This window comes from Chryseolinea sp. T2 (assembly GCF_037203685.1).
GTDB lineage: Bacteria > Bacteroidota > Bacteroidia > Cytophagales > Cyclobacteriaceae > Chryseolinea.
On the sequence record NZ_JBBCAU010000004.1, the window covers coordinates 134,103 to 157,627 of the forward strand.

Below are 23,525 nucleotides of genomic sequence, written 5' to 3' on the forward strand. Positions count from 1 at the left end.
TACGATCGCCCCGTAACCGTAGATGAAGACAGGAATTCGGGTTATCAGAAATTGTAGTCGAATTAACTGCGCCTCAGGGAATTAGTTCGGCAGTCGCCCGTCATTCGTTACGATCTGGATACTTTTTTAAAAAAATAACCCCTGTGTCCCAAACCAAATCGGTCATGTGGTCGTTGATATATATAGTTTACAGGTTGTTATATATAGGTTAAGAATGCCCCGACTACTCGGGGCATTTTTACATTTCTGAGGGATTTACCTAACTTTTGAACGAACTAACATCAAACAACTATCTATGAAAAGAATCACATTTTTGCTGTTTGCCGTCGCGATGGCCGTAACAAGTTTTGGACAGGAGAACAAACCATTAAGTCCCAAGGCAACAGTTGAAGGAAAAATAGGAGCCTCAAAAATTACGATCGTGTATTCTCAACCCTCCGCAAGAGGCAGAAAAATGCTTGGTGGAAAGGATCCTTATGGTAAAGTATGGCGCACCGGAGCGAATGAAGCAACAACGATAGAGTTCGACAAGCCAGTTAAAATCGAGGGAAAAGATGTTCCAGCAGGTAAGTATGCATTGTTCACCATTCCAAATGAAAAAGAATGGACGATTATAATAAACAAGGAAGCAAACCAAATGGGGGCATTTAATTACCAGGAGTCAAAGGACTTGTTGCGCGTGAACGTTCCGGCGTCAAAAGCTCCTGCCTTTGTGGAAACATTTAATATTTCCATTGGAAAGGACAATATTCAATTGAAGTGGGAAGACACTGCTGTGTCGTTCAAGGTTAAGGGTTAACTGGTCACAAAAAAATAATTGAGCCACGCTTGCAGCGTGGCTTTTTATTTTGACCAAATTGCTATCGCTGCGACCGCAGCAATAAGGATCAAACCTGGCAGTGTATGCGTATTCTGGGTCGTTCAGACAGAGTAGATCTACCGCAGTTGGGCGTACTTGATATCCATGCGAAAGTAGATACGGGTGCTTACACTTCGAGCCTGCATTGTCAATCGGCTGAAGTTGTTGAAGGCGTTCTTGAATTCGTTCTCCTGGATGAAGAGCATCCTGAATTTACTGGTGTCCGTTTTCGGTTTACTGAATACGAGGTCCGCGATATTAGAAACTCCTTTGGCGAAGTAGAACGCAGATTCGTCATTGTTACCACTATGAAAATCTTTGATGAGGAGATCGACACCGAATTCTCATTATGCAATCGCGGATCATTAAAATTTCCTGTCCTTATTGGCAGAAAGATTCTGAGAAATCGCTTCCTGATAGATGTCGATCAAAAGAATCTTTCTTTTAAGCAAAAGAGGAAGCGTAGCCTGGCGCAAAAAAAGTAGTCTCACTGGCTTCGATCCCACAATTCCTTTTATCAACATTAGTTTAAATTCAATCAGACTTTTATGAACATCGCTATTCTCTCCCGAAACGCTAAGCTGTACTCCACACAACGCCTGAAACAGGCCGGTGAGGCCCGGGGTCACAAGGTTGAGATCATTGATCACATGAAGTGTGTTCTTTTTATAGAGAAGAAGAATCCTGTTGTCCTTTATCAGGGAAGGCGTTTGGATTATTTCGATGCAATCATTCCACGGATTGGAGCATCCGTTACTTTCTATGGTGCTGCGGTGGTCCGTCAGTTTGAGATGATGAAGGTTTTTACCGCGGTCGAATCGCAGGCACTCATACGTTCAAGGGATAAGTTGAGAAGTCTACAAATACTTTCAAGAGCTGGTCTTGGATTGCCCAAGACAATATTCATGGATTATTCCAGAGAAACAGAAGGAATAGTTGAGGCGGTTGGTGGTGCACCGGTTGTTATCAAGCTTCTCGAAGGTACCCAGGGTCTTGGTGTGGTGCTTGCCGAGAATAAAAAAGCTGCTAAATCAGTAATCGAGGCATTCCATGGATTGCATGCACGAATCATCGTTCAGGAATTCATCAAGGAGGCCAAAGGTGCCGACATTCGTGCCTTCGTTGTAAATGGAGAAGTAGTTGGAGCTATGAGAAGGCAGGCCCGTGAAGGTGAATTCCGATCCAATCTGCACCGCGGTGGTACCGCTACCGTTGTAAAGCTGACTAAGACCGAGAAGCACGCCGCCATAACTGCGGCCAAGAAGGTGGGCCTTGATGTGGCCGGTGTCGATATGATTCCATCAAATCGCGGGCCGCTCATACTGGAGGTGAACTCTTCACCAGGCCTGGAGGGGATCGAGGGTGCCACCCAGGTTGATATCGCGGGAAAGATTTTTAAGTATCTTGAGGTCAAAGCGGGAAAGAAAAAGATCCAAAAGGATAAGGTCAACGCTTAATCAAAAGCAACTGATTTGCAAAAGTTTGTTATTGCCGGGCAGGAAATTATGCCTGGTGACTTCCGTGAAATAGACATCAACATTGCGCGGTTGCCGTCACATACGGTAATCGACACGCCAATCTATGTATCACGTGGGCTGGAAGAGGGACCTGTGCTGGCACTTACAGCGGGAATGCATGGAGATGAGATCAACGGAATGGAAATCGTTCGCCGCATGCTCGACACTGGTCTCAGCAAACCAAAGCGGGGCATTACAATCTGTATGCCTATTGTTAACGTCTATGGATTCCTGAACTTCTCCCGTGATGTTCCTGACGGGAAAGATATTAACCGCTCTTTCCCGGGCAATAAGAACGGGTCGCTGGCCAGCCGCGTCGCCTATCATTTAATGAGAGAAGTGATTCCTTACATAGACTATGGAATCGACTTCCATACCGGTGGGGCTATGCGCACCAATTATCCGCAGGTACGGGCCGTGCTAAAGGATGGCGTCAACAATGAGTTGGCAAATGCGTTCAACGCTCCCTTTACCATTGATTCGCCGTACCGACCCAATTCTCTTCGCAAGGAGTCTGCCCGAAAAGGAAAGAACATAATTGTATACGAGGGCGGCGAATCGCTGCGCTTTGATCAGCATGCTATTGAAGAGGGAATTTCAGGTACCCTTCGCCTGATGAAATACCTTAAGATGATTGATTGGGCGCCTGAGCCAAACGAGGAGAACCGGGTGGTTTGGAGCACTTCATGGATACGTGCACGCAACGCCGGGTTGTTTCAGTCCAGTGTTCGGTGCGGACAGTTGGTAAATGCCGGAGAATGGGTAGGCACCATTACAGATCCCTTCGGAGAGTTTAAGGAACAGATTGTAGCCCCCGAAAAAGGTTATGTGATTGGACTGAACAACATTCCGGTGATCAATGCCGGCGACGCGTTGATGCACATCGGCATGGACAATCTCTGCCGGCTCGACGTACCTATTGCAACTTGATCAGATAGCTTCGAGGCCAGTTCTTTCCAGTGATCAGCAGCGCATTCGAGTTCTTGTCGTATGCGATACCATTAAGCTCATTTGTATTGGGGAACATCCTCTTGATCTCATCCACCTGAACCGAAAGGTCGAGATGCCCGACAACCTTGCCTGTGCCGGGATCAATTTTTACAATGGTGGAAGTTTCATACACATTTGCAAAGATGTAGCCGTTAACATATTCCAGCTCGTTCAGGTTCTTCACGGCGATGTTGCCGTTTTTTACCGACAGCGTACGGGCAACCTTAAGTGTTGCCGTGTCGAGGAAATACAGCTTGTCTGTACCGGCACTCATGATCAGATTTTTGCCGTCATGAGTCAGTCCCCATCCTTCGTTATCATAGTTGAACTCACCAATTTGTTTATAGGTGCGAATATCGTACACAAAACCAATCTTCGTTTGCCAGGTTAAGTAGTACAACTTGTTGTTCAGCACCGTCATACCCTCTCCAAAATATCGGCTGTCGAGTATGATTTTCTTATCGTGATTACCGGTTGCCGGATCCACTTCAGCGACCCATGATTTACCGTTTTGACCAGTGCTCTCAAGCACCCGGTTATTATGAATCGTCAGACCTTCGGTGAACGCATCGGGTTCATGAGGCAACGTACTAATGACTGAAAAAGATATGTTAAGAGGATCGACGGCTGTCGTTTCGGCTGTCTTTTTTTCACCGCAGCCCAGCACAATCAACGCGAGCAAAACTGCAGGTAGTAGACGGTTGTTCATCAATACAAATATTTCGAAGTGGCAAAGTAGCTATAATCCAGCAATATGCGCCAACCATTACAAATAACCGGCCAGAGATGAAATCTCTATGAGCGACCTTAAAGCTGGGCCTTTAACTTTCTGGGGGAATTGTCTATCAGATTCTGGATCTCCTTGTCGCCTCGCAGATTATCCATTTGGCGCACCACCCACGGAAATCTTTTTATGATATACGATGATGGGGGATTGACTTTATACTTTTTGGGGTTCGGAAGACAGGCGGCAATTTTCGCCGCTTCGGCTGCGGTCAGCTTCTTTGACGGTTTATGAAAATAGTAATTGGATGCCGCCTCAATACCATAAACGCCCTTGCCCATTTCGGCGACATTTAAGTAAACCTCGAGTATTCGCTTCTTTCCCCAGATTGCCTCGATCATGAATGTGAAATAAGCTTCAAGGCCCTTCCGAAGCCACGATCTGCCTTGCCAAAGGAAAACATTCTTTGCGACCTGCTGGCTGATCGTCGATGCACCTCTGAGCTTCTTCTTGTTTTTCTCGTTGGCGTTCATGGCCTTTTGGATGCTTTTCACATCAAAGCCATTGTGATCCGGAAAGAGCTGGTCTTCTGCGGCCATCACTGCAAGGGGGGCCTGTTCCGAAATTTCTTCCATCGACACATAGTCCCGGCGTAAGCCATCGCCCGAAACCCAGCTAACCAGTTGAGTAATTGTTATCGGAGGGTCAACCCATTTGAGAACAATGATGTAAATAAAATGAGCAGCGAACAGGAAGAGCAGGACCTTCTTTGATGTTTGCCACAGCCGTAAAAAATATTGGGGGACTGCCATAGGCGCTTAGCGGGCAAAGTTAATTAAAAGCATCGCTTTTGCGATGAAGAACGGCCTAAACAAAATAATTGTACTTGTTACACTTATTGTCAGTATATTGACCTCCTCAATCGTTTGCTCAGATCGGATTGCGGGGTGCGCTCTGCAGATTTCAGATCTAAAGCACAATCGTGACTGACCAAAGGCAGACGATTCACACCTGATTCCCCATGAACAAAGACGCATTTGTAATAGGTATAGACTACGGGACGGATTCCGTGCGGGCAATTGTAGTGAACGCAATTTCCGGAGAAGAGGTATCATCATCAGTCTTTCACTACCCGCGATGGAGAGACAAACTGTACTGTCATGCCGAGATCAATCAATTTCGTCAGCACCCGCAGGACTATATCGACGGTCTGGAAGCTGTTTTAAAAGGAGCTCTTGCATCAGCTGGGAGCGGCGTTAGGGACTCGGTCAAAGGGATATCAGTAGATACAACTGGTTCCACTCCTGTTGCTGTAGATAAACAGGGAACTCCTTTAGCGCTGCATCCTGCATTTTCAGAGAATCCCAACGCGATGTTTGTCCTATGGAAAGATCATACTTCTGTTAAGGAAGCTGCTGAGATCAACGCTCACGCCGGGAAATTCCAAACCGATTATTTGCAATATGTTGGAGGTATCTATTCATCCGAATGGTTTTGGGCAAAGTTGCTTCATACTCTTCGGAGTGATAAAAATGTGAAGGAAGCGTGCTACTCCTGGGTAGAACATTGTGACTGGATTCCATTTCTTCTCACTGGAGGCACGGACATCTCGCAAATGAAACGCGGGGTTTGCTCCGCCGGACACAAGGCGCTTTGGGCAGAACCTTTTGGAGGACTTCCCCCTGAAGAATTCTTTGCCACACTTGATCCTGTTCTCACGGGTTTTCGGGCAAGGTTGTTTACTGATACGTACACGGCCTCTGCGTCTGCTGGCAGATTAAGCACTTACTGGGCTGAGCGATTGGGCCTGTCCAAAGATGTGATAGTGGGCGTAGGAGCATTTGACGCGCATATGGGAGCCGTTGGTGGACAGATCGAAAAAGGATATCTCAGTAAGGTAATGGGAACTTCCACCTGTGATATGATGATTGCTTCCTATGAGGATATTGGATCGAAGCTTGTTCACGGCATCTGCGGGCAGGTTGATGGTTCAGTCATCCCTGGCATGATCGGCCTTGAAGCGGGTCAGTCTGCATTTGGCGATACGTACGCGTGGTTCCGCGACCTGCTTGCCTGGCCAATCGACAACCTGCTATCAAATTCACGGTGGTTGCCGGAGGAGGCTGCAGAGAAGATCCGCTCAGAAATGCGCGGAGGAATGATTCGCGCTTTATCCGATGCAGCAATAGCCCTTCCGTTAAGTGATGATGATCCCGTATCCGTTGATTGGCTCAATGGACGCCGTACTCCCGACGCCAACCAGGAATTGTCGGCGGCAATTACCGGACTTACACTTGGAACCAGTGCTCCACATTTGTTTAAGTCATGGGTGGAGGCCACCTGTTATGGAGCCAGGGCGATCGTCGATCGTTTTAACGCAGAAGGAGTAAGGGTGCGTGGGCTGATAGGCATGGGCGGAGTGGCGCGTAAATCTCCTTACATAATGCAGACAATGGCAAATGTGATGAATATGCCAATCAAGATTCACAGGTCAGAACAGACGTGTGCGTTTGGTGCGGCAATGTTCGCAGCAACAGCCGCAGGATTATATCCACGCGTAGAGGAGGCGATGTCGGCGATGGGTCAGGGCTTTGACATGACCTTCCTTCCCCAGCTTAATGCGGCGGACGTATATGGCAAGCGTTATGAGAAATACCGGCGACTGGCAGCGCTCGTCGAAAATATGCCTAAGGCGGATGTCAATGAAAAAGTATTAAGCGTATGAGTCGCTTTCAAGCCATTCGCGAGTCCGCTTATCAGGCGAACATGCAGTTACCCGAACTCGGTTTAGTGATCTTCACGTTCGGTAACGTAAGTACTGTCGATAGAAAAGAAGGTGTATTTGCCATCAAGCCCAGCGGCGTTCCATATCGTGATCTTAGCGCAGAGAAGATGGTTATTGTTGATTTCGATGGAACAGTTGTTGATGGCAAGCTTAGACCATCCTCTGACACCCTTACGCATGCTGTGCTTTATAAGAACTGGACAGACATCGGGGCTATAGTACACACGCATTCCAAATTCGCAACGGCTTGGGCACAGGCCCAACGCGACATTCCAATTTATGGAACGACGCACGCTGATCACAATACTGTTGACATTCCCTGCGCACCGCCGATGCACGACGACATGATAGCCGGTAACTATGAGCATGAGACGGGATTCCAGATACTCAATTGTTTTCAGGAACGTAATCTTGATTATCGCGAGGTAGAGATGATTCTGGTCGGCAACCATGCACCGTTTACCTGGGGAAAGACTGCGGATAAGGCAGTCTATAACAGCGCCGTGCTGGAGGCTGTTGCTGAGATGGCTTATGTCACCGAACAAATTAATCCGAAAGCCGCTCGCCTTAAAGATGCCCTTATCAAAAAACATTTTGAACGTAAGCATGGACCTCACTCTTACTATGGACAATAAGTCGATCAACCTAATTCATTGTTGATATGTCGCTTCAGTCTAATCAATCACTGAAATGTAAAATTTCAGTTAAGTCACCTGCAACTTTAATCACTGTTGTGTTGCTGGTAATGATAGCTTCACTGGTCAAAGCGCAACAGGTTGATTACTCAATACAGGCTGTTCCGTTCACTCAGGTAAAATTCAATGACAAATTCTGGTTGCCGCGCATCCGGACTAATCATACGGTTACAATTCCTGCATCTTTTGAACGGTGCGAGGCAACGGGACGTGTGAAAAACTTTGAGATGGCGGCAGCTCATAGTGGTGCTTTCTGCACCGTGTATCCATTTGATGATACAGATATCTATAAGACAATTGAAGGCGCATCGTTTTCACTAAGTCTTTATCCCGACAAGGCGCTCGAACTTTACATTGACACGCTGATACAAAAGGTGGCTGCGGCACAGGAACCGGATGGCTATCTGTATACGGCACGAACAATTGATCCCCTGAAGACGCACAAGTGGGCCGGTAAGGAGCGGTGGGAAAAGGAACGCGAACTTAGTCATGAGCTTTATAATTCAGGCCACCTTTACGAAGCGGCGGTCGCGCACTACATGGCAACAGGAAAGCGAAATCTCCTCAATGTCGCTATCAAAAATGCCGATCTCGTCTGTTCAGTCTTTGGGCCGGGTAGGCGGCACGTTGCGCCAGGGCACGAGGTTGTAGAAATGGGGCTTGTTAAAATGTACCGGCTCACAGGCAACAAAAAATATCTCGAGACTGCGAAGGACTTCCTCGAAGAACGCGGTCGGTTTGCCGGCTACGATTCAGCAAGCAAGGACCCATGGAAAAATGGCGCTTACTGGCAGGACCATATTCCCGTTACCAAACAAAGGGAAGCGGTGGGCCATGCCGTTCGTGCGGGCTACCTGTATTCTGCAATGGCCGATGTTGCCGCTCTTACAAATGATGCACAAATGGTCCAGGCTGTAGACAGCATTTGGCAAAACGTTGTGCAGAAGAAGATATATGTGCAGGGTGGTATCGGAGCTGTGGGCGACGGAGAAAGATTCGGGCAGAATTATGAGTTGCCAAATCGAACGGCTTACAATGAAACATGTGCTGCCATTGCAAACATCTATTGGAATCAGCGTATGTTTTTGCTTCATGGCGATGCGAAGTACATTGATGTGCTGGAGAAAACTCTTTACAATGGTATGATCTCCGGAGTTGGCATGGATGGTAATTCATTCTTCTATACCAATGCCATGGAAATCACTTCCGCGTTCAGACACAGCGACATGGAGGGTGGTCGTTCAGGATGGTTCACTTGTTCCTGCTGCCCGACCAATGTCACCAGGCTTATCCCATCCATACCGGGTTATGTGTACGCCACAAGCAAGTCTGACATATTCATCAACCTCTTTGTGTCCGGAACGTCAAACATAAAGATTGACAATCGTTCGGTTGAGATAGTACAGCAAAATGACTATCCGTGGAGCGGAGCATTGAAATTCACCATCAACCCTTCACGGCCGGAGAAATTTGCTTTGAAGCTGAGGATTCCAGGCTGGGCAAGGGGAGAGGCAATTCCTTCGGACTTGTATTCATTTACAACCAGCAGCACTCAAAAAGTTACTATCCTGGTTAACGGCAACGTGATCCCCTTTGAAATGTCTAACGGTTACGCTGTTCTTAATCGCTCCTGGCGCAAAGGTGACAGGATTGAAGTAGTGCTGCCCATGGATATTCAAAGAGTGGTGGCGAACAATAAACTTATTGATGACCGGCAGAAAGTTGCGCTTCAACGAGGCCCGATAATCTACTGCGCAGAATGGAAAGACAACGATGCTAAGGTGAGTGACATGATCGTTCCTCAAGACGTAGTGTTTTCAACTGAGTTTGTCCCCGGCCTTTTAAACGGGGTTCAGGTGATCAGGGGACAGGTGCCTGCCATCGAAGTGAAGACGCCAACTCAAGTAACAACAATTTCGAAATCATTCACGGCAATTCCATACTATGCCTGGGCCCATCGCGGCACGGGAGAAATGATGGTGTGGTTTCCGGTTGGGATCAAAGATCTTACGATTATTCCAGCTGAATAGGTTACAGTTTAATACTATCAATGAATATAAATTAAGGATTCATAGCGCATGAGTAACATAGTAAAGGATTTGCGAAAACTGGAAGTATGGTTTGTCACTGGTAGCCAGCACCTGTATGGAGAGGAAACGTTGAAACAGGTTGCCGCTCATGCCCAGGAGATTGCACAGCACTTTGATCAGGACAAGTCGATTCCTGTTTCAGTGGTGTATAAGCCTATAGTGAAAACACCAGAGGAGATTCTGCGTGTTTGCCGTGAAGCAAATCAAGCTGCCAACTGTATAGGGATCATTGCCTGGATGCATACCTTTTCTCCAGGAAAAATGTGGATCGGCGGACTGAAAATACTGACAAGACCATTACTTCAGCTGCACACCCAGTTCAATCGTGATATCCCATGGGCTACCATTGACATGGACTTCATGAATCTCAACCAGAGCGCGCATGGCGATCGGGAATTCGGGCACATTCTGACGAGAATGCGTATCCCCAGAAAAGTCGTCGTGGGCTTTTGGCAGAGTGCAGACGTGAAATTGCGTATAGCCACATGGTTGAGAGCAGCAGCAGGCTGGCATGACTGGCAGGGCGCTCGTTATGCAAGGTTCGGCGATAACATGCGACAGGTGTCCGTCACTGATGGTGATAAAGTAAGCGCCGAAGCGGACCTTGGATATTCTGTAAATGGCTACGGTATTGGCGATCTTGTGGCAGTCATCAATCAAATCGGGGAGAGCAGTGTAGAAACCCTGGTTCAGGAATATGAGGACCTTTATACTCTTTCGGCAGCGATCCGAAAGGGAGGCGACCGGCATTCCTCTCTCAGGGAGGCCGCAAAAATTGAATTGGGAATGACGCAGTTTTTAGTTGAAGGAGGATTTAATGGCTTCACGGATACATTCGAAGACCTGCATGGACTGTCTCAACTTCCCGGCTTGCCCTCTCAAAGGATGATGGCCCGGGGCCTCGGATTTGGGGCAGAAGGCGACTGGAAAACTGCAGCACTAGTGCGCGCTATGAAAGTAATGGCTTCCGGTTTGCCGGGTGGCAATTCGTTTATGGAGGATTATACTTATCATTTTGATCCGGCCAATCCCCTGGTCCTGGGTGCACACATGCTCGAAATATGTCCATCCATCGCCAACGGTAAGCCTAGCTGCGAAATTCACCCTCTGGGAATAGGGGGCAAATCAGATCCGGTAAGGCTGGTGTTTAACGCCGGAGCAGGATCGGCCCTAAATGCATCTTTAGTAGACCTCGGAAATCGCTTTAGGCTGATTGTGAATGAAGTTAACGCAGTTGAGCCGCCTCATCCATTACCAAAGCTTCCGGTCGCCAGAGCATTGTGGAAGCCATTGCCGGATATGCTCACAGGCTGTGCAGCCTGGATTTACGCGGGCGGTGCACATCACACATGTTATAGCCAAAATCTATCAACTGAGTGTCTCCAGGATTTTGCAGAAATGGCGAGACTGGAATGCGTAATGATTGATGCGCGAACGGACCTGAACACATTCAGGAACACGCTTCGCCTTGGTGAAGTGGTTTATGGTTAGAGCTTTCCGATCGTAATGCATGTAACGTTCTGTTTTTGTTTTAACTTGTAATATTATACGATTGCCAAGTAATCGACCTCCCTCATGCATATTTCGAGCTACCATCACGACGACAGTATTCTGATCGCAGTTGATTGCATCATTTTTGGTTTTGACGGTCGACAACTTCAGGCATTGTTCATCCGCAGAGGGTTTGAACCGGAAATGGGAAAATGGTCGTTGATGGGTGGGTTTGTAAACGCGAACGAAGGCGTTGATCATGCAGCTTCAAGAGTATTGCATGACTTAACCGGTCTGTCTGATATTTACATGGAACAGCTGCATTGCTTTGGCGATGTGAATCGCGACGCAGCCGGCCGAGTAGTTTCTATAGCATACTTCGCCCTTATTAAGATTGGTGACTACAGCGAGCAGATGCAGCGCGAGCACGAAGCAAGATGGTTTCCACTGCACGCTATTCCGCCGCTGATATTTGACCATACCGAGATGGTTAAAAAAGCGAAAGAACGTTTACAGGAGAAAGTTGCCAGCCATCCAATAGGCTTTGAATTGCTTGCTGAAAGGTTTACTCTACCGCAGCTACAGAACCTGTACGAAGCGATTTATGAAGGACCGATAGACAAACGTAATTTCACCCGCAAAATACTTGCACTTGGCATTCTCAATAAGCTGAGTGAGAAAGAGAAGGAGTCGTCACGCAAGGGAGCGTTTTACTATGTGTTTGATCGCGATAAGTATAGCAAATTGGCCCACGAGGGAATGAAGTTCATCTAGCCGTTTCTTACGCGGACACCATGTACCCGCTGATTTTTTTTGGTAAGATCGTTGCCCTAAGATCGAACAATTGCCTGAGGTGCGTATTTTCACAGCTCGAATCGACTTAAAAACAGAACATGAAACGATATTGTTTTGCGCTGGACCTGCAGGATGATCCGGCATTGATCGAGGAATACGAGCGATTACACACGAACATCTCGCCCGACATCCATGACAGCATCACCCGAACAGGGATAACCAGAATGGACATCTTTCGCGCAGGGAACCGAATGTTCATGATCATGGATACGGTGGATTTGTTCTCGCTCGACGATAAAGCGCGAAGCGATGCAGAAGACCCTAACGTGCAGAAATGGGAGGAGCAAACATGGAAATACCAGAAACCCTTACCCTTTGCCAAGCCGGGCGAAAAATGGGTACTTATGAAAAAGATATTTGAACTTTGACAAGGGCCAATGCCTCGTATTGACGCACATCAGCATTTCTGGAAGTTCGATCCTGTTCGCGATGCATGGATTGACGATTCGATGAAGAGAATTCAGCGCGATTTTTATCCGCAGGACCTCAAACCATTACTTGATGCCAATGGATTCGATGGGTGCGTACTTGTGCAGACAGACCAATCTGAGGCCGAAACTGAGTTCCTGCTTTCGCTGGCCTGGCAATATCATTTCATCAAAGGAATTGTTGGTTGGATTAATCTCGAAGCTGACGACATTTCCGAACGCCTGGCTGGTTTTGCACATAACAAAGTCCTAAAGGGTTTTCGCCATGTCCTGCAGGGAGAGAAGCAGCGTGATTATATGCTGAGACCCGCCTTCATGCGCGGAATAGGTGAATTGCAACGCTTTGGCTATACGTATGATATTCTTGTTTATCCGGATCAGCTTCAGTATGTAAAGAAATTTGTGGCGGCCTTTCCCGACCAGCCATTCGTGATTGATCATTTGGCTAAACCTTATATCAGGAACCGTGATATTGAATCGTGGCGAAACGATATGCAGGCTATCGCAGCCTTTCCAAACGTCTCCTGTAAAGTATCAGGTATGGTGACAGAAGCGGATTGGGAAATGTGGAAGGAGCAGGAATTTGCGCCGTATATCGATGCCGTAGTGGAGGCCTTCGGTGTTCAGCGACTCATGTTTGGCAGTGACTGGCCGGTGTGCCTCATCGCTGCAGAATATCAACAGGTTGTTGACATTGTGAGAAATCATTTTGCTTCATATACGAAATCAGAACAAGATCTTATTTTTGGTACTGTAGCTACCAGATTTTATAAACTCTAGAATCTGGCAAATTCCGCGGTACACAATATTCATTCTCAACCTTTAAAACCTTAATTATGGATCTGGGTCTTCAAAAGAAAATCATTATCGTTACCGGCGGGGCAAAAGGAATCGGCGAGGGTATAGTAAAGGTATTGTGTAGTGAAGGGGCGATTCCGGTAATCGTTGGTCGTAGCCGGGAGGACAATGAGCGACTCGTGTCAGCCCTTAAGAAGGACGGACATGAATCGTTTCAGGTGGAGGCAGAACTCACACAGCCAACAGAGTGCGAAAAGGCAGTTAAGGCTGCACTTGCTAAGTACGGACGCATCGATGGACTTGTAAATAACGCCGGTGTGAACGACGGTGTCGGCCTAGAACATGGTACTTATGATGCATTCATGGCCTCGCTCCATAAGAACGTTGTGCACTATTACCTTATGGCGCACTATGCCCTTCCGGCACTTAAAGAATCGAAGGGTGCCATTGTTAACATAGGTTCCAAGACAGCAGAAACAGGACAGGGTAATACTTCCGCCTACGCGGCGGCAAACGGCGGCCGTAATGCGCTCACCCGTGAGTGGGCTGTAGAACTGCTTAAGTACAACATTCGGGTGAATGCAATAATCGTAGCAGAATGCTGGACACCCCTGTACGAGAAATGGATTGCCACACTACCGGATCCGAAAGGAAAACTTGCGGAAATCGAATCGAAAATTCCCCTTGGGAACCGAATGACCACTGCTGAAGAAATTGCAAACATGACCGCATTCCTGCTCTCACAACGGTCGAGCCATACTACGGGTCAGCTTATTCACGTAGATGGAGGTTATGTACACCTGGACCGAAGCCTTGCAAACGCATAACAGCGCTTGTACTGAAGAAATCGCCTGCAGGGACAGTTCGGTTACTTAACCTGTCCCTGGCCTTTTTGACCTGGTCCGTTTCCACCGAGCCAAAGCAGTGTATTGATCATCAGCGCATCCTGCGAAGCGTTTCCAAATGTTGATGATAGCTGCTTGTTGGTTCCCCCTTCGTAGTCGATGTCGTTGTGCCCCATGTTCATATAAAGCATGCGGAATTTCTTATTCGTCCAAACAACGGGATAGTCGCCGCTGTGCCATATCTCATGAGGCTTGGGACCAGTCCCCAGTGGAAAGCTTGATCCGTCGATAGAGACGAGAACATCAATGTCGGGATTCTTCCTCAGATCACCTCCCCAACGATACCATTCGTTGGGTTGGGATTTGAATGTCTTTGGCAGGCCTTTCATCGCGGGATGAGAAGGCTTCTCTACACGCAGGACTGCAGACGTTGGGCGCCATGTGTTGCTGCCATATTCTCCGGAACCAAGAAATGTATTGTGGTACCAATCCCAATTTTGTTCGTAGTCAGAATCATTCAGCGCGAAGGCAGAGAAGTGACAGCCAATCCAACCCCCTCCATGTTCCATGTATTTTTGAAACGCCTGTCGCTGTTCAGCTTTTTCAGGTCGCGTGTCCAGAAAAATGACCACTTTATATTGCGTAAGGAGATCCTCATTTAAGTTGTCCCAGTTGTTTGTAGAATCATAAACAAAATGATGACGCTTTGCCTGAGCAGATAACCATTTGTTGGCCTCGTGAACATAAGTAATGTGAGCACGGTCGTGTAAGGCTGTATAGAACCCGATCACTTTAAACTTTTCCTGCGCCACACATTGGAATGTGATGCAAACCACTAACAGAGCAATGGCAACGCCTGAAATATTGTAGTAGTTTTTTGACTTACGCTTAACAAATCTGATCATGAGATGGATGCACGTGCATGTTTAGTACCGTTCTTAATTATTGTTCTGTTGTCAAAATATAATACTCCCACGGACGAAGCGTCGTTTTCCCGGAGGAAAGTGACTTGCCGGTGAAAACATCCTTCATGGCCTGCACGAAAGCAGGAACTACAACTTCCTGCGGTTTTGCCGTCATATTAATAAAGCCAATCAACTCGTGTCCATCGCGACGTCGTCGGAAACTGAAAACATGGACGTTGCCATCTTCCAGTTTTTCGGGCAAGCTTCCAAATTCGCTGCTCCATATCGCCGGCTCGTTGGCTTTCAGTCCACATAACTTTTGATAGAAGGCATAATAGTTTTCAGGATCATTCATTGGAATGGTGTCCTTATCGAAGAATTTGAGTCGCTTTGCGAGTCCAACTTCCTGTCCACTGTAAAGCAACGGTGTTCCGTAGGCAGTGAAGGAAAAAACAGCGAAGGCACGGTCTCCATCTCCGTAGCGTTCTTTGACAGTGCCCTTCCACGAGTTCTCGTCGTGATTGTTGATCATATTCAGGCGGAATGCCCGTGAGCCGTAGTTCGCAACATCACGACGAATATGTTCATGGATATCTTCTGCGGTAGCCTTCCCTTTGGCGACGTGCGATGTTAAATCAAGTAATTTCCAGTCGTAGGTAGCATCGAACTCCATGTGCATTCTCGGTTCATCCCATTCGGCCAGCCAGAAAAGATCTTTCAACGGATTCAATTCATTCATTACCTCATTCCAAAAGAACATAGGAATCTCATGACCGGCATGATCCGCACGGAACCCATCGATGTCAGTGTCCGTGATCCAGAATTTCATGGCATCGATCATTGCCCTGCGCGTCCCCTCATTATAATGATTGAGCAGCGCGATATCATCCCAGTCGGCTTCATAAACCAGATTGCCGACACCCTTCTTCTTATAATAGTCCTTTGCAACACCCAGCGTCCTGCCCACTTCAACGGCCGCGCTATCGGTCATGTAGAACTCACGATGTTCTGTCTGCCAGGTATGGTCCCAGGCGGTGTGGTTGGGGACCCAATCGAGAATGACTTTAAATCCCTGTTCATGTGCTGCTGTCACAAGGGCTTTGAAATCTTCAAGTGTACCAAATTCAGGATTGACCGATGTATAGTCTTTAATTGAATAGTAACTTCCCCGCGTGCCCTTTCGATTTTTTTCACCTATCGGTTGAACAGGCATGATCCAGAGCATACCGATACCAAGTTTTTTCAGACGCGGCAGATCGCTTTGAAAAGCTTTAAACGTGCCTTCCTCTGTATGCTGCCGGATGTTGACCTCGTAAATCGTCATGTTCTTTGCAAGTTCCGGAAATGATGTCCCCGCGCTGTCGGATGCCGACGCAGCTCCATCAGCCAGCAGATCTGAATTTTCGTCTGATTGACGGCTGGGTTGACACGCGCATAGTGCCATCAATGACGCAGCAAGGGTTAGGCTAATGCATCTCATATTTCTCTGGTTGAGGTCGAATATCGTTTAAAACCGAATAAGCGCTGCGCCGCCTCGAAAAAATTACATAGATTGATTCCTTCGCTTTATAACTGTCTGACCTGATGGCAGAACCACAAACAAAATTATGGATCCACGCCATCCTGGCCACCCGGGCTGGCCGACAGCTTATTACCAATACTTTGGAAAGCCGCTTGCAGAACTTTTTCCACGATGTACTCATGGAATGCGGCTGCACCTTGAGAATAGTTAATGGTATGGCCGACCATGTGCATCTGCTGTTTTTGTTGAATCCGAGACGGTCACCAGTTGATGTGATGCGCAAGCTTAAAGGACAATCCTCGCGCTGGATTAATCAAAATCAATTGAGTATTCAGAAATTCGCCTGGCACCCTGGCTTTACAGCATTCTCAGTAAGCGAATCTCAGGTACAGAAAGTATTCGATTACATCACGAATCAGAAGGAACATCACTTGAGAGAATCATTCGAAGAAGAGCACAGGCATATTACTTCTCTTCATAACCTGGGTGCTTTGCCAGGTAGCGGTGATGAGGTCACGCTACGAACGGAAGATCATTTATAAGGCATCACACTCAGCAAGTGCTCATTGCCGGCATAACCTGCTTTCCCGCATACAAGCCACGCCGCCCCTAATGCACTTGCACGCGGATGGTCTGAAATCAAAAGGCTTCTGGTTGCCATCGATCTTTTCAGTGTTTCCAGGAAAACGGCATTGCGTGTGAAGCCACCAACCACGATCAGATCTTTAACCCGCCGTTCAGGGTCTACAAGATCAACAGACAGCAATTGCCATTTTACGAGATAACGGATTAACTGATGATAGGCTTCATCCATGTCGGTGAATGCCTCCAGTCGTGTGTGTTGAAGGGACTTTTCTGGTAAAGGGCCTGTCCCTTCCATACCTATGGGATAGAATGGACGCGACGCATCGTTTGATAGCAACTCGTAAGTTTGTGGATTAAACTTGATTGACTTGTAATAATCCGGGCCGACGTTAAAATGCCTGTTGAGTTCATTCACCTGCACTTCGTGTTCGTGTCCAAGGAAAATACGTGATGCCTTAACGGGACGGCCCTGATAAGTCAAATAGCAAAGGCAATCGGAGGCCAGCTCTTTGGCACTAAGTGGCGTATCATTAAATGGATTGAAACAAATGTTCCAGGTTCCCGTCGACAGCAAAAGGAAAGGGTTGTGCTGAGTCGCCAGATATGGCATCAGCGCCGCTGAGCTGTCATGAACTCCTGCGCCCAGTTGAACAACATTAGTACCTGCCTGCTTTGAAATAGAGTGGGTTGTTTCGATCATTGGGGGAAATAACCGATCGAGGTTCTCTTTCTTTACCCAGGCATGATAATCGTTGGTCTGATAGTCCCACAACATCGTGTGACATCCCACACTTGTTGTTTCAGTAGCCAGAGTACCCGTTAATAATGAAGCAAAATACTGTGGCAGGTGCAACGTGGTGGCCACACGTTTGAAGAACTCTGGCCTGTCATGCTTCAGCCAAAACAGTTGCAGCCCGGAATTTAACAAGCCGAGCCAGGGGGAAGCCGTGTCGATGCATACCTGATTATTCAGGTTGTATTGTTCGAATAGCGTGCGGCAAGATGCCGGAAATGCCTTGAGATAATTGTAAAAGGGCATCAATGCCTGGCCATGAGCATCCAGATTAACGAGACTGGCTCCATACCCTGATACATTGCAGTGTGTAATGGAATATGATTGATGACTCCTGTAGTATGAAAACCGGTCTCTCAACCAGGCAGCCACCCTGGGAAGATCATCGGCCGGAAATCCGTCGTCGTCACTGATTTCCTGGAAAATTTCTGCCTGTTCCTCCAGTACATTGAACTGGGGATCGAAGATCAGAACCTTCTTAGCAGTTTTTCCAATATCGAAAATGAGGATTGCTGGCTGTCGGGTCAAGGTCGTTGAATAGTAAATAATAACAAATACTTGTCAAAGAAAGGGGGTACGGAGATACGGAAGAGTTCGCGGTCATCCGTACCCATCCAATAAATAACCCAAATGTCACGGAAGTTGCGTGTGTACAATTGCATAACCATCCTGCTATATCATGCTCACCGAACCGGTCAAAGGATCATTTATCTCATTAAATCGGTAAATTAATGCCGCAAAAATCACTGTACCATGATCAGCGAAGTTAACGAAGTGTCGCCTGTTGAACATAAGAAACATGTGGCCGGCTTAGAATTCTTAAAGAATGCACTGGAGTTGTCTGATCAGAATTTTTCCAATCTGGTGTCTGCAGTACAGGCGCTGCAGGTTGCTATACCTAGTTGGGCATTGGGCACAGGAGGCACGCGCTTTGGCCGATTTCCGGAGGGCGGAGAACCGCGCTCGCTCGAAGAAAAGATAGAAGACGTAGGTATCATCCGAAACCTGACGCGTGCAACCAACTCTGTGTCACTTCACATTCCGTGGGACATTCCGAAGGATGTGGCGGCAATACAACAAATGCTCCATGCACGCGGACTCGTTATCGATTCGGTCAATTCAAATACTTTTCAGGACCAGGCAGGGCAGCCGTTGTCCTATAAGTTTGGATCCCTTTGTCACACCAGCGACCCCGTGAGGAACCAGGCCATTCAGCACAACATCGAAGTTATTGAACATGGTAAGAGCCTTGGCAGTAAAGTTCTAACGGTATGGCTGGCTGATGGATCGAATTTTCCAGGACAGCATAACTTTCGCCGGGCATTTGCACGCACACAGAAATCTCTTGAACAAATTTATAAGGCAATGCCGGCAGATTGGACGATGTTAGTTGAATACAAGCCTTATGAGCCGAGCTTCTATTCGATGGTGATACCAGACTGGGGAACATCACATGAACTTTGCAAAGGATGTGGCGATCGCGCCCACGTACTGGTTGACCTCGGACATCATCTTCCGAACACCAATATTGAACAAATCGTAGCAAGGCTATTGCATATTGGCAGACTGGGAGGATTTCATTTTAATGGATCTCAGTACGGAGACGATGATCTGACAACGGGTGCTATCAAGCCCTTTCAGCTGTTCCTGATTTTTCACGAGCTGGCTACTGGCGCCAGTGACACTTTGGTAAAGAATCCGCCCGTTGCCTATATGATCGACGCAAGTCACAATCTCAAAGATCCCATCGAAGATCTTATGATATCTCTGGAGAACATAAGGACGGCATATGCAAAGGCACTGCTGGTAGACATTCGCGCACTGGAACAGGCACAGCACGATAACGATGTAGTGGCATGTGAGCAGATACTTCAGCGTGCATTTCAAACAGACGTGCGACCTATTGTCGCGGAGGCGCGCATACGTGAGGGCGGTGCATTAAATCCGCTGGAGTCGTTTCGTTCGAAGCGTATACGTACGGAGCTGATCGCTAAGCGCGGAAGAAAAACAATAGCAACAGGATTGTAATTCGGTATTGCTACATTACTTAATTGTCCAGTTGAAAAGCCTCACGGTCCAGCATCACGTAGGCTCCTGGCATGAGATGTACTACACTGGCAGGCAAATGTTCTGCAGGGGCAGACGTTAGTACTCTCTTCATGATACTTTGTTTAGTTTGACCGGCGGCAATTAATATGGGAAGTTTGGCTTCCCTGAAGTGCCCCAATCCAAGCGTAAGGCCCTGGCTCAACGCAGTATTCTTTTCAAAGTATTTTTGACCCACGCGTTGAGTTTCTTCCGTTAGCGTACTAATGTGCGCCCTGATGTCGAAGGGAGTACCGGGTTCATTCATTGCAATGTGACCATTTGTGCCGACGCCAACCAGCATAATATCAAGGCCACCCGCACGGTCAATCACTTCGTTAATGACATCGACCTCCCGCTGTGGATCGGCTGCCATTCCATTAAAAAAAACAATTCGCGATGGGGGTATTCCCAGTGGTTTAAAAAGGTCCTTGTCCATCATGTCGCGACAGGATCCCGCCTGTGATGCCGGAATGCCCAGCCATTCATCCAGACTGACAAACGTACACTCATCAAGAGTTAGCCGTTTGGATACAACATCACTCACAAGATATTCAAACACTCCCCTCGGCGAATGTCCGGATGCCAGACAGATAATTGATTTTGGTTTTGCCTTGAGATAGGTAGCAATGAGATCTGCTGTGGTTCTCGAAAGCGTTGAATAGTCGCTTAATATTCTTAAGTTCATACCAGTGCTGCATTAATGTGCTAAAAGCACCGCACCGCACACTTCTTCTCGTGCCGGATTGGGCAGGATAGCACATGAAATTGTCACAGTAATATTAGGGCCATTTTTATATGAAAATCACCATTCTGTGAAAAAAAATACATTCAGCATGTTGTTAGGTACAGTGCTCCTGTACACATCGGCAATAGCAGGTATCGTTCCCGTTCATTTATCGTGCGAATACTCAAGCAATCCTCTGGGTATTGATGTTGCTGTACCACGGTTGGGCTGGCAGGCCCAATCAGAAGAACGGCAGCAGTTACAGACAGCATATGAAATAATTGTCAGCCAGTCGGAGGAAGACGCTAAATCTGGAAAGGGAACGGTATGGTCCAGTGGCAAGGTGAAAACATCGGCATCGGTTCAAATAGTATATTCCGGACCTGCGCTGAAATCTTTCACCCGCTACTATTGGGCAGTCAGGATATTCGATAAGAACGATGTGGCATCTGAGTTCAGCGAAACAGCCTGGTTTGAAACGGCCATGCTCAACCAAAACGAATGGAAAGGCAAGTGGATAGGTGATGGATCAAAACAATTTACCCGTGACGAGGAGTTTTACAACGATGACAGAATGCCGCTTTTTCGAAAGGCGTTCTCCCTGAATAAGAGAATTGAAGCGGCAAGGCTTTATATCTCCGGAGTCGGTTATGAAGAGACGTTCGTAAACGGCAAGCGGGTGTCGGATCACATGCTGGATCCGGGTTGGACGACATATAAAAAAGAAGTGCTGTATGTGGTTCACGACGTGACTTCTCTTGTTAAGCAAGGTAGCAACGTAGTGGCTGTACGTTTGGGGAACGGATGGTGGAACGCCTTGCCGCTCCGGCTGTTTGGCAGATTTAATCTTCGGGATGTACAACAGACAGGCAGGCCATGCCTGAAAGCAGATTTACGTATTCGATATACGGACGGCACGGAGGCCATCATTGCCACCGACGAATCCTGGATGACTGCTCCAGGACCCATTGTGAAGAATAACGTCTATCTGGGTGAATGTTATGATGCGCGTCTGGCAGTGTCAGGTTGGAACAGGAATGCGTCGGGAAAAGGTTGGACAACTACCAGGCTATGCGATGGACCCTCCGGTGAAATGCACGCCCAGATGCAACCACCAATACGCGTAACTACCGTAGTGAAGCCCGAAAAGATTACGATGATTCAACCCGGCGTCTTTATCGTCGACATGGGACAGAACTTTGCCGGCGTCGCCCGCATACGGGTGAAAGGAAAGTCCGGTACCTTAGTCAAACTGCGTTACGGCGAGGCGTTGCACCCCGATGGATCACTGAATTATCTAACCACCGTCGTCGGACACATCAAAGAGATGTGGAAACTCAGCGGAGGGCCTGGAGCACCTCCAACCGCGTGGCAGCAGGACGAATACACACTTTCCGGACATGGTGTCGAAACGTGGAATCCGTCTTTTACATTTCACGGATTTCGATTCATCGAAATCACGGGCTGGCCAGGCACGCCAACGCTGAAAGACATTGAGGGACTGCGCATGAATTCGGACCTGGAGAGGGTCGGAGAATTTGCCTGTTCAAATCCTATGTTCAACAAATTGCATCAGGCCATCCGATGGACATTCTTAAGCAACGTCTTCAGTGTACAATCTGATTGCCCCGGACGCGAAAAGATGGGTTACGGCGCCGACATGGTGGTGACCGCTAACGCATTTCTGTACAATTATGACATGACAACGTTTTACAGGAAGGCAGTTCGGGACTTCGCCAACGAGCAACAGCCTGATGGAGGTATCACCGAGATTGCCCCATACACCGGAATTCATGACCGGGGCGTTGGTGGTGAATCCGGGCCGCTTGGCTGGCAACTGGGATTCATTTATCTGCAAAAGCAACTCTACGATTTCTACGGAGATCGGAGTATCATCGAAGCGAACTACCCTGGCATTTCAAAGCAAATGGAATTTCTCACCAGCCATACCGTTGAAGGTCTCTACCATTGGGATATCGGAGATCACGAAACACTGGATCCCAAGGCCGAAGCGTTCAGTGCCTGCGCTTTCTACTACCATCATGCCTTGCTGGCTGCGGAGTTTGCCGGCATCCTCGACAAAGCCGACGACTCGGTAAAATACGCGAAGCTTGCTCATGATATCAGGGAGCGCATCATAACAAAGTATCATGTACCTGGCACGGGCAGATTTGACAATGCTACACAGTCTGCTCAGGTGTTTGCATTGTGGTATGGATTAACACCTGAAAAGGAGAAGACGATCGATGTACTGAAACAGGAGTTTGAACGCCACAACTGGCATGTGGCTTCCGGCATCTTCGGTGTGAAAATGATGTTCGACGTACTTCGCGAACTTGACAAAAACGATTGGGCTTACGCAGTTGCCAATCATCGCGATTATCCCAGCTGGGGTTACATGCTTGAGAATGGTGCCACAACATTGTGGGAATCATATCAGTATCCCGACAATGCCGGATCACAGAACCATCCAATGTTTGGCTCTATAGATGAATGGTTTTATCGGTCAATTCTCGGGATAAATGCGGCAGCGCCTGGATTCAGGAAGATCGTGATCAAACCTCAACCCGTGGCTGACCTTCAGTGGGCTCAGGGATCATATCGTTCGGTCTATGGGCCAATTGCTACTGAGTGGAAGAAGGACAACGGAAAATTTGAAATGAAGGTGACCATCCCTGTTAATACAGAGGCTGAAGTATGGGTGCCATCAAACGGAGGACTGCGCGAAAGCAACGGTGTCCCTATTGGCGAGTCTCATAAACAGGGTACATATGAGGTGGTGCGCCTGGGATCTGGAAGCTATTCGCTGGAGTCAACTTATCAATAGTTAC

At 47.6% G+C, this 23,525-nt stretch carries 21 protein-coding genes; 15 read left to right on the forward strand and 6 right to left on the reverse strand.

Features of this window, described 5'->3' with window-relative positions:
• Positions 1–295: 295 nt before the first annotated feature.
• The 4 genes from WBG78_RS15030 to WBG78_RS15045 all read left to right on the forward strand — a co-directional run bounded on the left by WBG78_RS15030 (position 296) and on the right by WBG78_RS15045 (position 3,306).
• Positions 296–799: a DUF2911 domain-containing protein gene (locus WBG78_RS15030; RefSeq protein WP_337327267.1), complete on the forward strand. Its 504-nt coding sequence runs from the start codon at positions 296–298 to the stop codon at positions 797–799.
• Between the two features lie 104 nt (positions 800–903).
• Positions 904–1,344 carry an ATP-dependent zinc protease family protein gene (locus WBG78_RS15035; protein WP_337327268.1) on the forward strand — a complete coding sequence of 147 codons (441 nt, stop codon included), beginning with the start codon at positions 904–906 and terminating at the stop codon, positions 1,342–1,344.
• A gap of 63 nt (positions 1,345–1,407) precedes the next feature.
• The gene (rimK, locus tag WBG78_RS15040) at positions 1,408–2,316 is read left to right on the forward strand and encodes a 30S ribosomal protein S6--L-glutamate ligase (protein WP_337327269.1); all 909 of its coding nucleotides are present in this window, start codon (positions 1,408–1,410) and stop codon (positions 2,314–2,316) included.
• A gap of 15 nt (positions 2,317–2,331) precedes the next feature.
• Entirely contained in the window at positions 2,332–3,306 is a 975-nt protein-coding gene (locus tag WBG78_RS15045) for a succinylglutamate desuccinylase/aspartoacylase family protein (protein ID WP_337327270.1), read from the forward strand.
• On the opposite strand, the gene WBG78_RS15050 is transcribed toward WBG78_RS15045, so the two are convergent.
• Complete coding sequence (locus tag WBG78_RS15050) at positions 3,293–4,075, reverse strand: glutaminyl-peptide cyclotransferase (protein ID WP_337327271.1); 783 nt, start codon at positions 4,073–4,075, stop codon at positions 3,293–3,295. The genes WBG78_RS15045 and WBG78_RS15050 overlap by 14 nt on opposite strands.
• 98 nt (positions 4,076–4,173) lie before the next feature.
• Positions 4,174–4,902, reverse strand: a complete 729-nt coding sequence (mtgA, locus tag WBG78_RS15055; RefSeq protein WP_337327272.1) for a monofunctional biosynthetic peptidoglycan transglycosylase — start codon at positions 4,900–4,902, stop codon at positions 4,174–4,176.
• Positions 4,903–5,111: 209 nt separating this feature from the next.
• On the opposite strand from mtgA, the gene WBG78_RS15060 reads away from it, so the two are divergent.
• The 8 genes from WBG78_RS15060 (at position 5,112) to WBG78_RS15095 (ending at position 14,059) form a co-directional block, all read left to right on the forward strand.
• On the forward strand, positions 5,112–6,815 hold the full coding sequence (locus WBG78_RS15060; RefSeq protein ID WP_337327273.1) for a ribulokinase: 1,704 nt from the start codon (positions 5,112–5,114) through the stop codon (positions 6,813–6,815).
• Positions 6,812–7,510 (forward strand): L-ribulose-5-phosphate 4-epimerase, encoded by a 699-nt coding sequence (locus WBG78_RS15065; protein ID WP_337327274.1) that lies wholly within the window; start codon positions 6,812–6,814, stop codon positions 7,508–7,510. The genes WBG78_RS15060 and WBG78_RS15065 overlap by 4 nt, the downstream gene beginning before the upstream one ends.
• Before the next feature lie 26 nt (positions 7,511–7,536).
• Positions 7,537–9,600, forward strand: a complete 2,064-nt coding sequence (locus tag WBG78_RS15070) for a glycoside hydrolase family 127 protein (RefSeq protein WP_337327275.1) — start codon at positions 7,537–7,539, stop codon at positions 9,598–9,600.
• Positions 9,601–9,648: 48 nt separating this feature from the next.
• On the forward strand, positions 9,649–11,151 hold the full coding sequence (araA, locus tag WBG78_RS15075; RefSeq protein ID WP_337327276.1) for an L-arabinose isomerase: 1,503 nt from the start codon (positions 9,649–9,651) through the stop codon (positions 11,149–11,151).
• 84 nt (positions 11,152–11,235) lie between these two features.
• Positions 11,236–11,925: an NUDIX hydrolase gene (locus WBG78_RS15080; RefSeq protein ID WP_337327277.1), complete on the forward strand. Its 690-nt coding sequence runs from the start codon at positions 11,236–11,238 to the stop codon at positions 11,923–11,925.
• A gap of 119 nt (positions 11,926–12,044) precedes the next feature.
• Positions 12,045–12,374: an L-rhamnose mutarotase gene (locus tag WBG78_RS15085; RefSeq protein WP_337327278.1), complete on the forward strand. Its 330-nt coding sequence runs from the start codon at positions 12,045–12,047 to the stop codon at positions 12,372–12,374.
• Positions 12,375–12,383: 9 nt separating this feature from the next.
• Complete coding sequence (locus tag WBG78_RS15090; RefSeq protein WP_337327279.1) at positions 12,384–13,214, forward strand: amidohydrolase family protein; 831 nt, start codon at positions 12,384–12,386, stop codon at positions 13,212–13,214.
• Positions 13,215–13,270: 56 nt separating this feature from the next.
• On the forward strand, positions 13,271–14,059 hold the full coding sequence (locus WBG78_RS15095) for an SDR family oxidoreductase (RefSeq protein ID WP_337327280.1): 789 nt from the start codon (positions 13,271–13,273) through the stop codon (positions 14,057–14,059).
• Positions 14,060–14,100: 41 nt separating this feature from the next.
• Here WBG78_RS15095 and WBG78_RS15100 read toward each other — a convergent pair whose 3' ends face one another.
• Together WBG78_RS15100 and WBG78_RS15105 are read right to left on the reverse strand one after the other, a co-directional pair.
• Complete coding sequence (locus tag WBG78_RS15100; RefSeq protein ID WP_337327281.1) at positions 14,101–14,982, reverse strand: ThuA domain-containing protein; 882 nt, start codon at positions 14,980–14,982, stop codon at positions 14,101–14,103.
• Positions 14,983–15,019: 37 nt separating this feature from the next.
• Complete coding sequence (locus tag WBG78_RS15105) at positions 15,020–16,462, reverse strand: alpha-amylase family glycosyl hydrolase (RefSeq protein ID WP_337327282.1); 1,443 nt, start codon at positions 16,460–16,462, stop codon at positions 15,020–15,022.
• A gap of 104 nt (positions 16,463–16,566) precedes the next feature.
• Between WBG78_RS15105 and tnpA the strand changes: the two genes are divergently transcribed.
• On the forward strand, positions 16,567–17,046 hold the full coding sequence (gene tnpA / locus WBG78_RS15110) for an IS200/IS605 family transposase (protein WP_337327283.1): 480 nt from the start codon (positions 16,567–16,569) through the stop codon (positions 17,044–17,046).
• Here tnpA and WBG78_RS15115 read toward each other — a convergent pair.
• Positions 17,037–18,410, reverse strand: a complete 1,374-nt coding sequence (locus WBG78_RS15115) for an FGGY-family carbohydrate kinase (RefSeq protein WP_337327284.1) — start codon at positions 18,408–18,410, stop codon at positions 17,037–17,039. The two genes, tnpA and WBG78_RS15115, sit on opposite strands and share 10 nt — an antisense overlap.
• A gap of 225 nt (positions 18,411–18,635) precedes the next feature.
• On the opposite strand from WBG78_RS15115, the gene WBG78_RS15120 reads away from it, so the two are divergent.
• Entirely contained in the window at positions 18,636–19,910 is a 1,275-nt protein-coding gene (locus WBG78_RS15120; protein ID WP_337327285.1) for a TIM barrel protein, read from the forward strand.
• A 19-nt stretch (positions 19,911–19,929) separates the two neighbouring features.
• On the opposite strand, the gene WBG78_RS15125 is transcribed toward WBG78_RS15120, so the two are convergent.
• The gene (locus WBG78_RS15125) at positions 19,930–20,655 is read right to left on the reverse strand and encodes a 6-phosphogluconolactonase (RefSeq protein ID WP_337327286.1); all 726 of its coding nucleotides are present in this window, start codon (positions 20,653–20,655) and stop codon (positions 19,930–19,932) included.
• Positions 20,656–20,782: 127 nt separating this feature from the next.
• Here WBG78_RS15125 and WBG78_RS15130 point away from each other — a divergent pair, with 127 nt between their 5' ends.
• Entirely contained in the window at positions 20,783–23,521 is a 2,739-nt protein-coding gene (locus WBG78_RS15130; RefSeq protein WP_337327287.1) for a family 78 glycoside hydrolase catalytic domain, read from the forward strand.
• Positions 23,522–23,525: the final 4 nt, after the last annotated feature.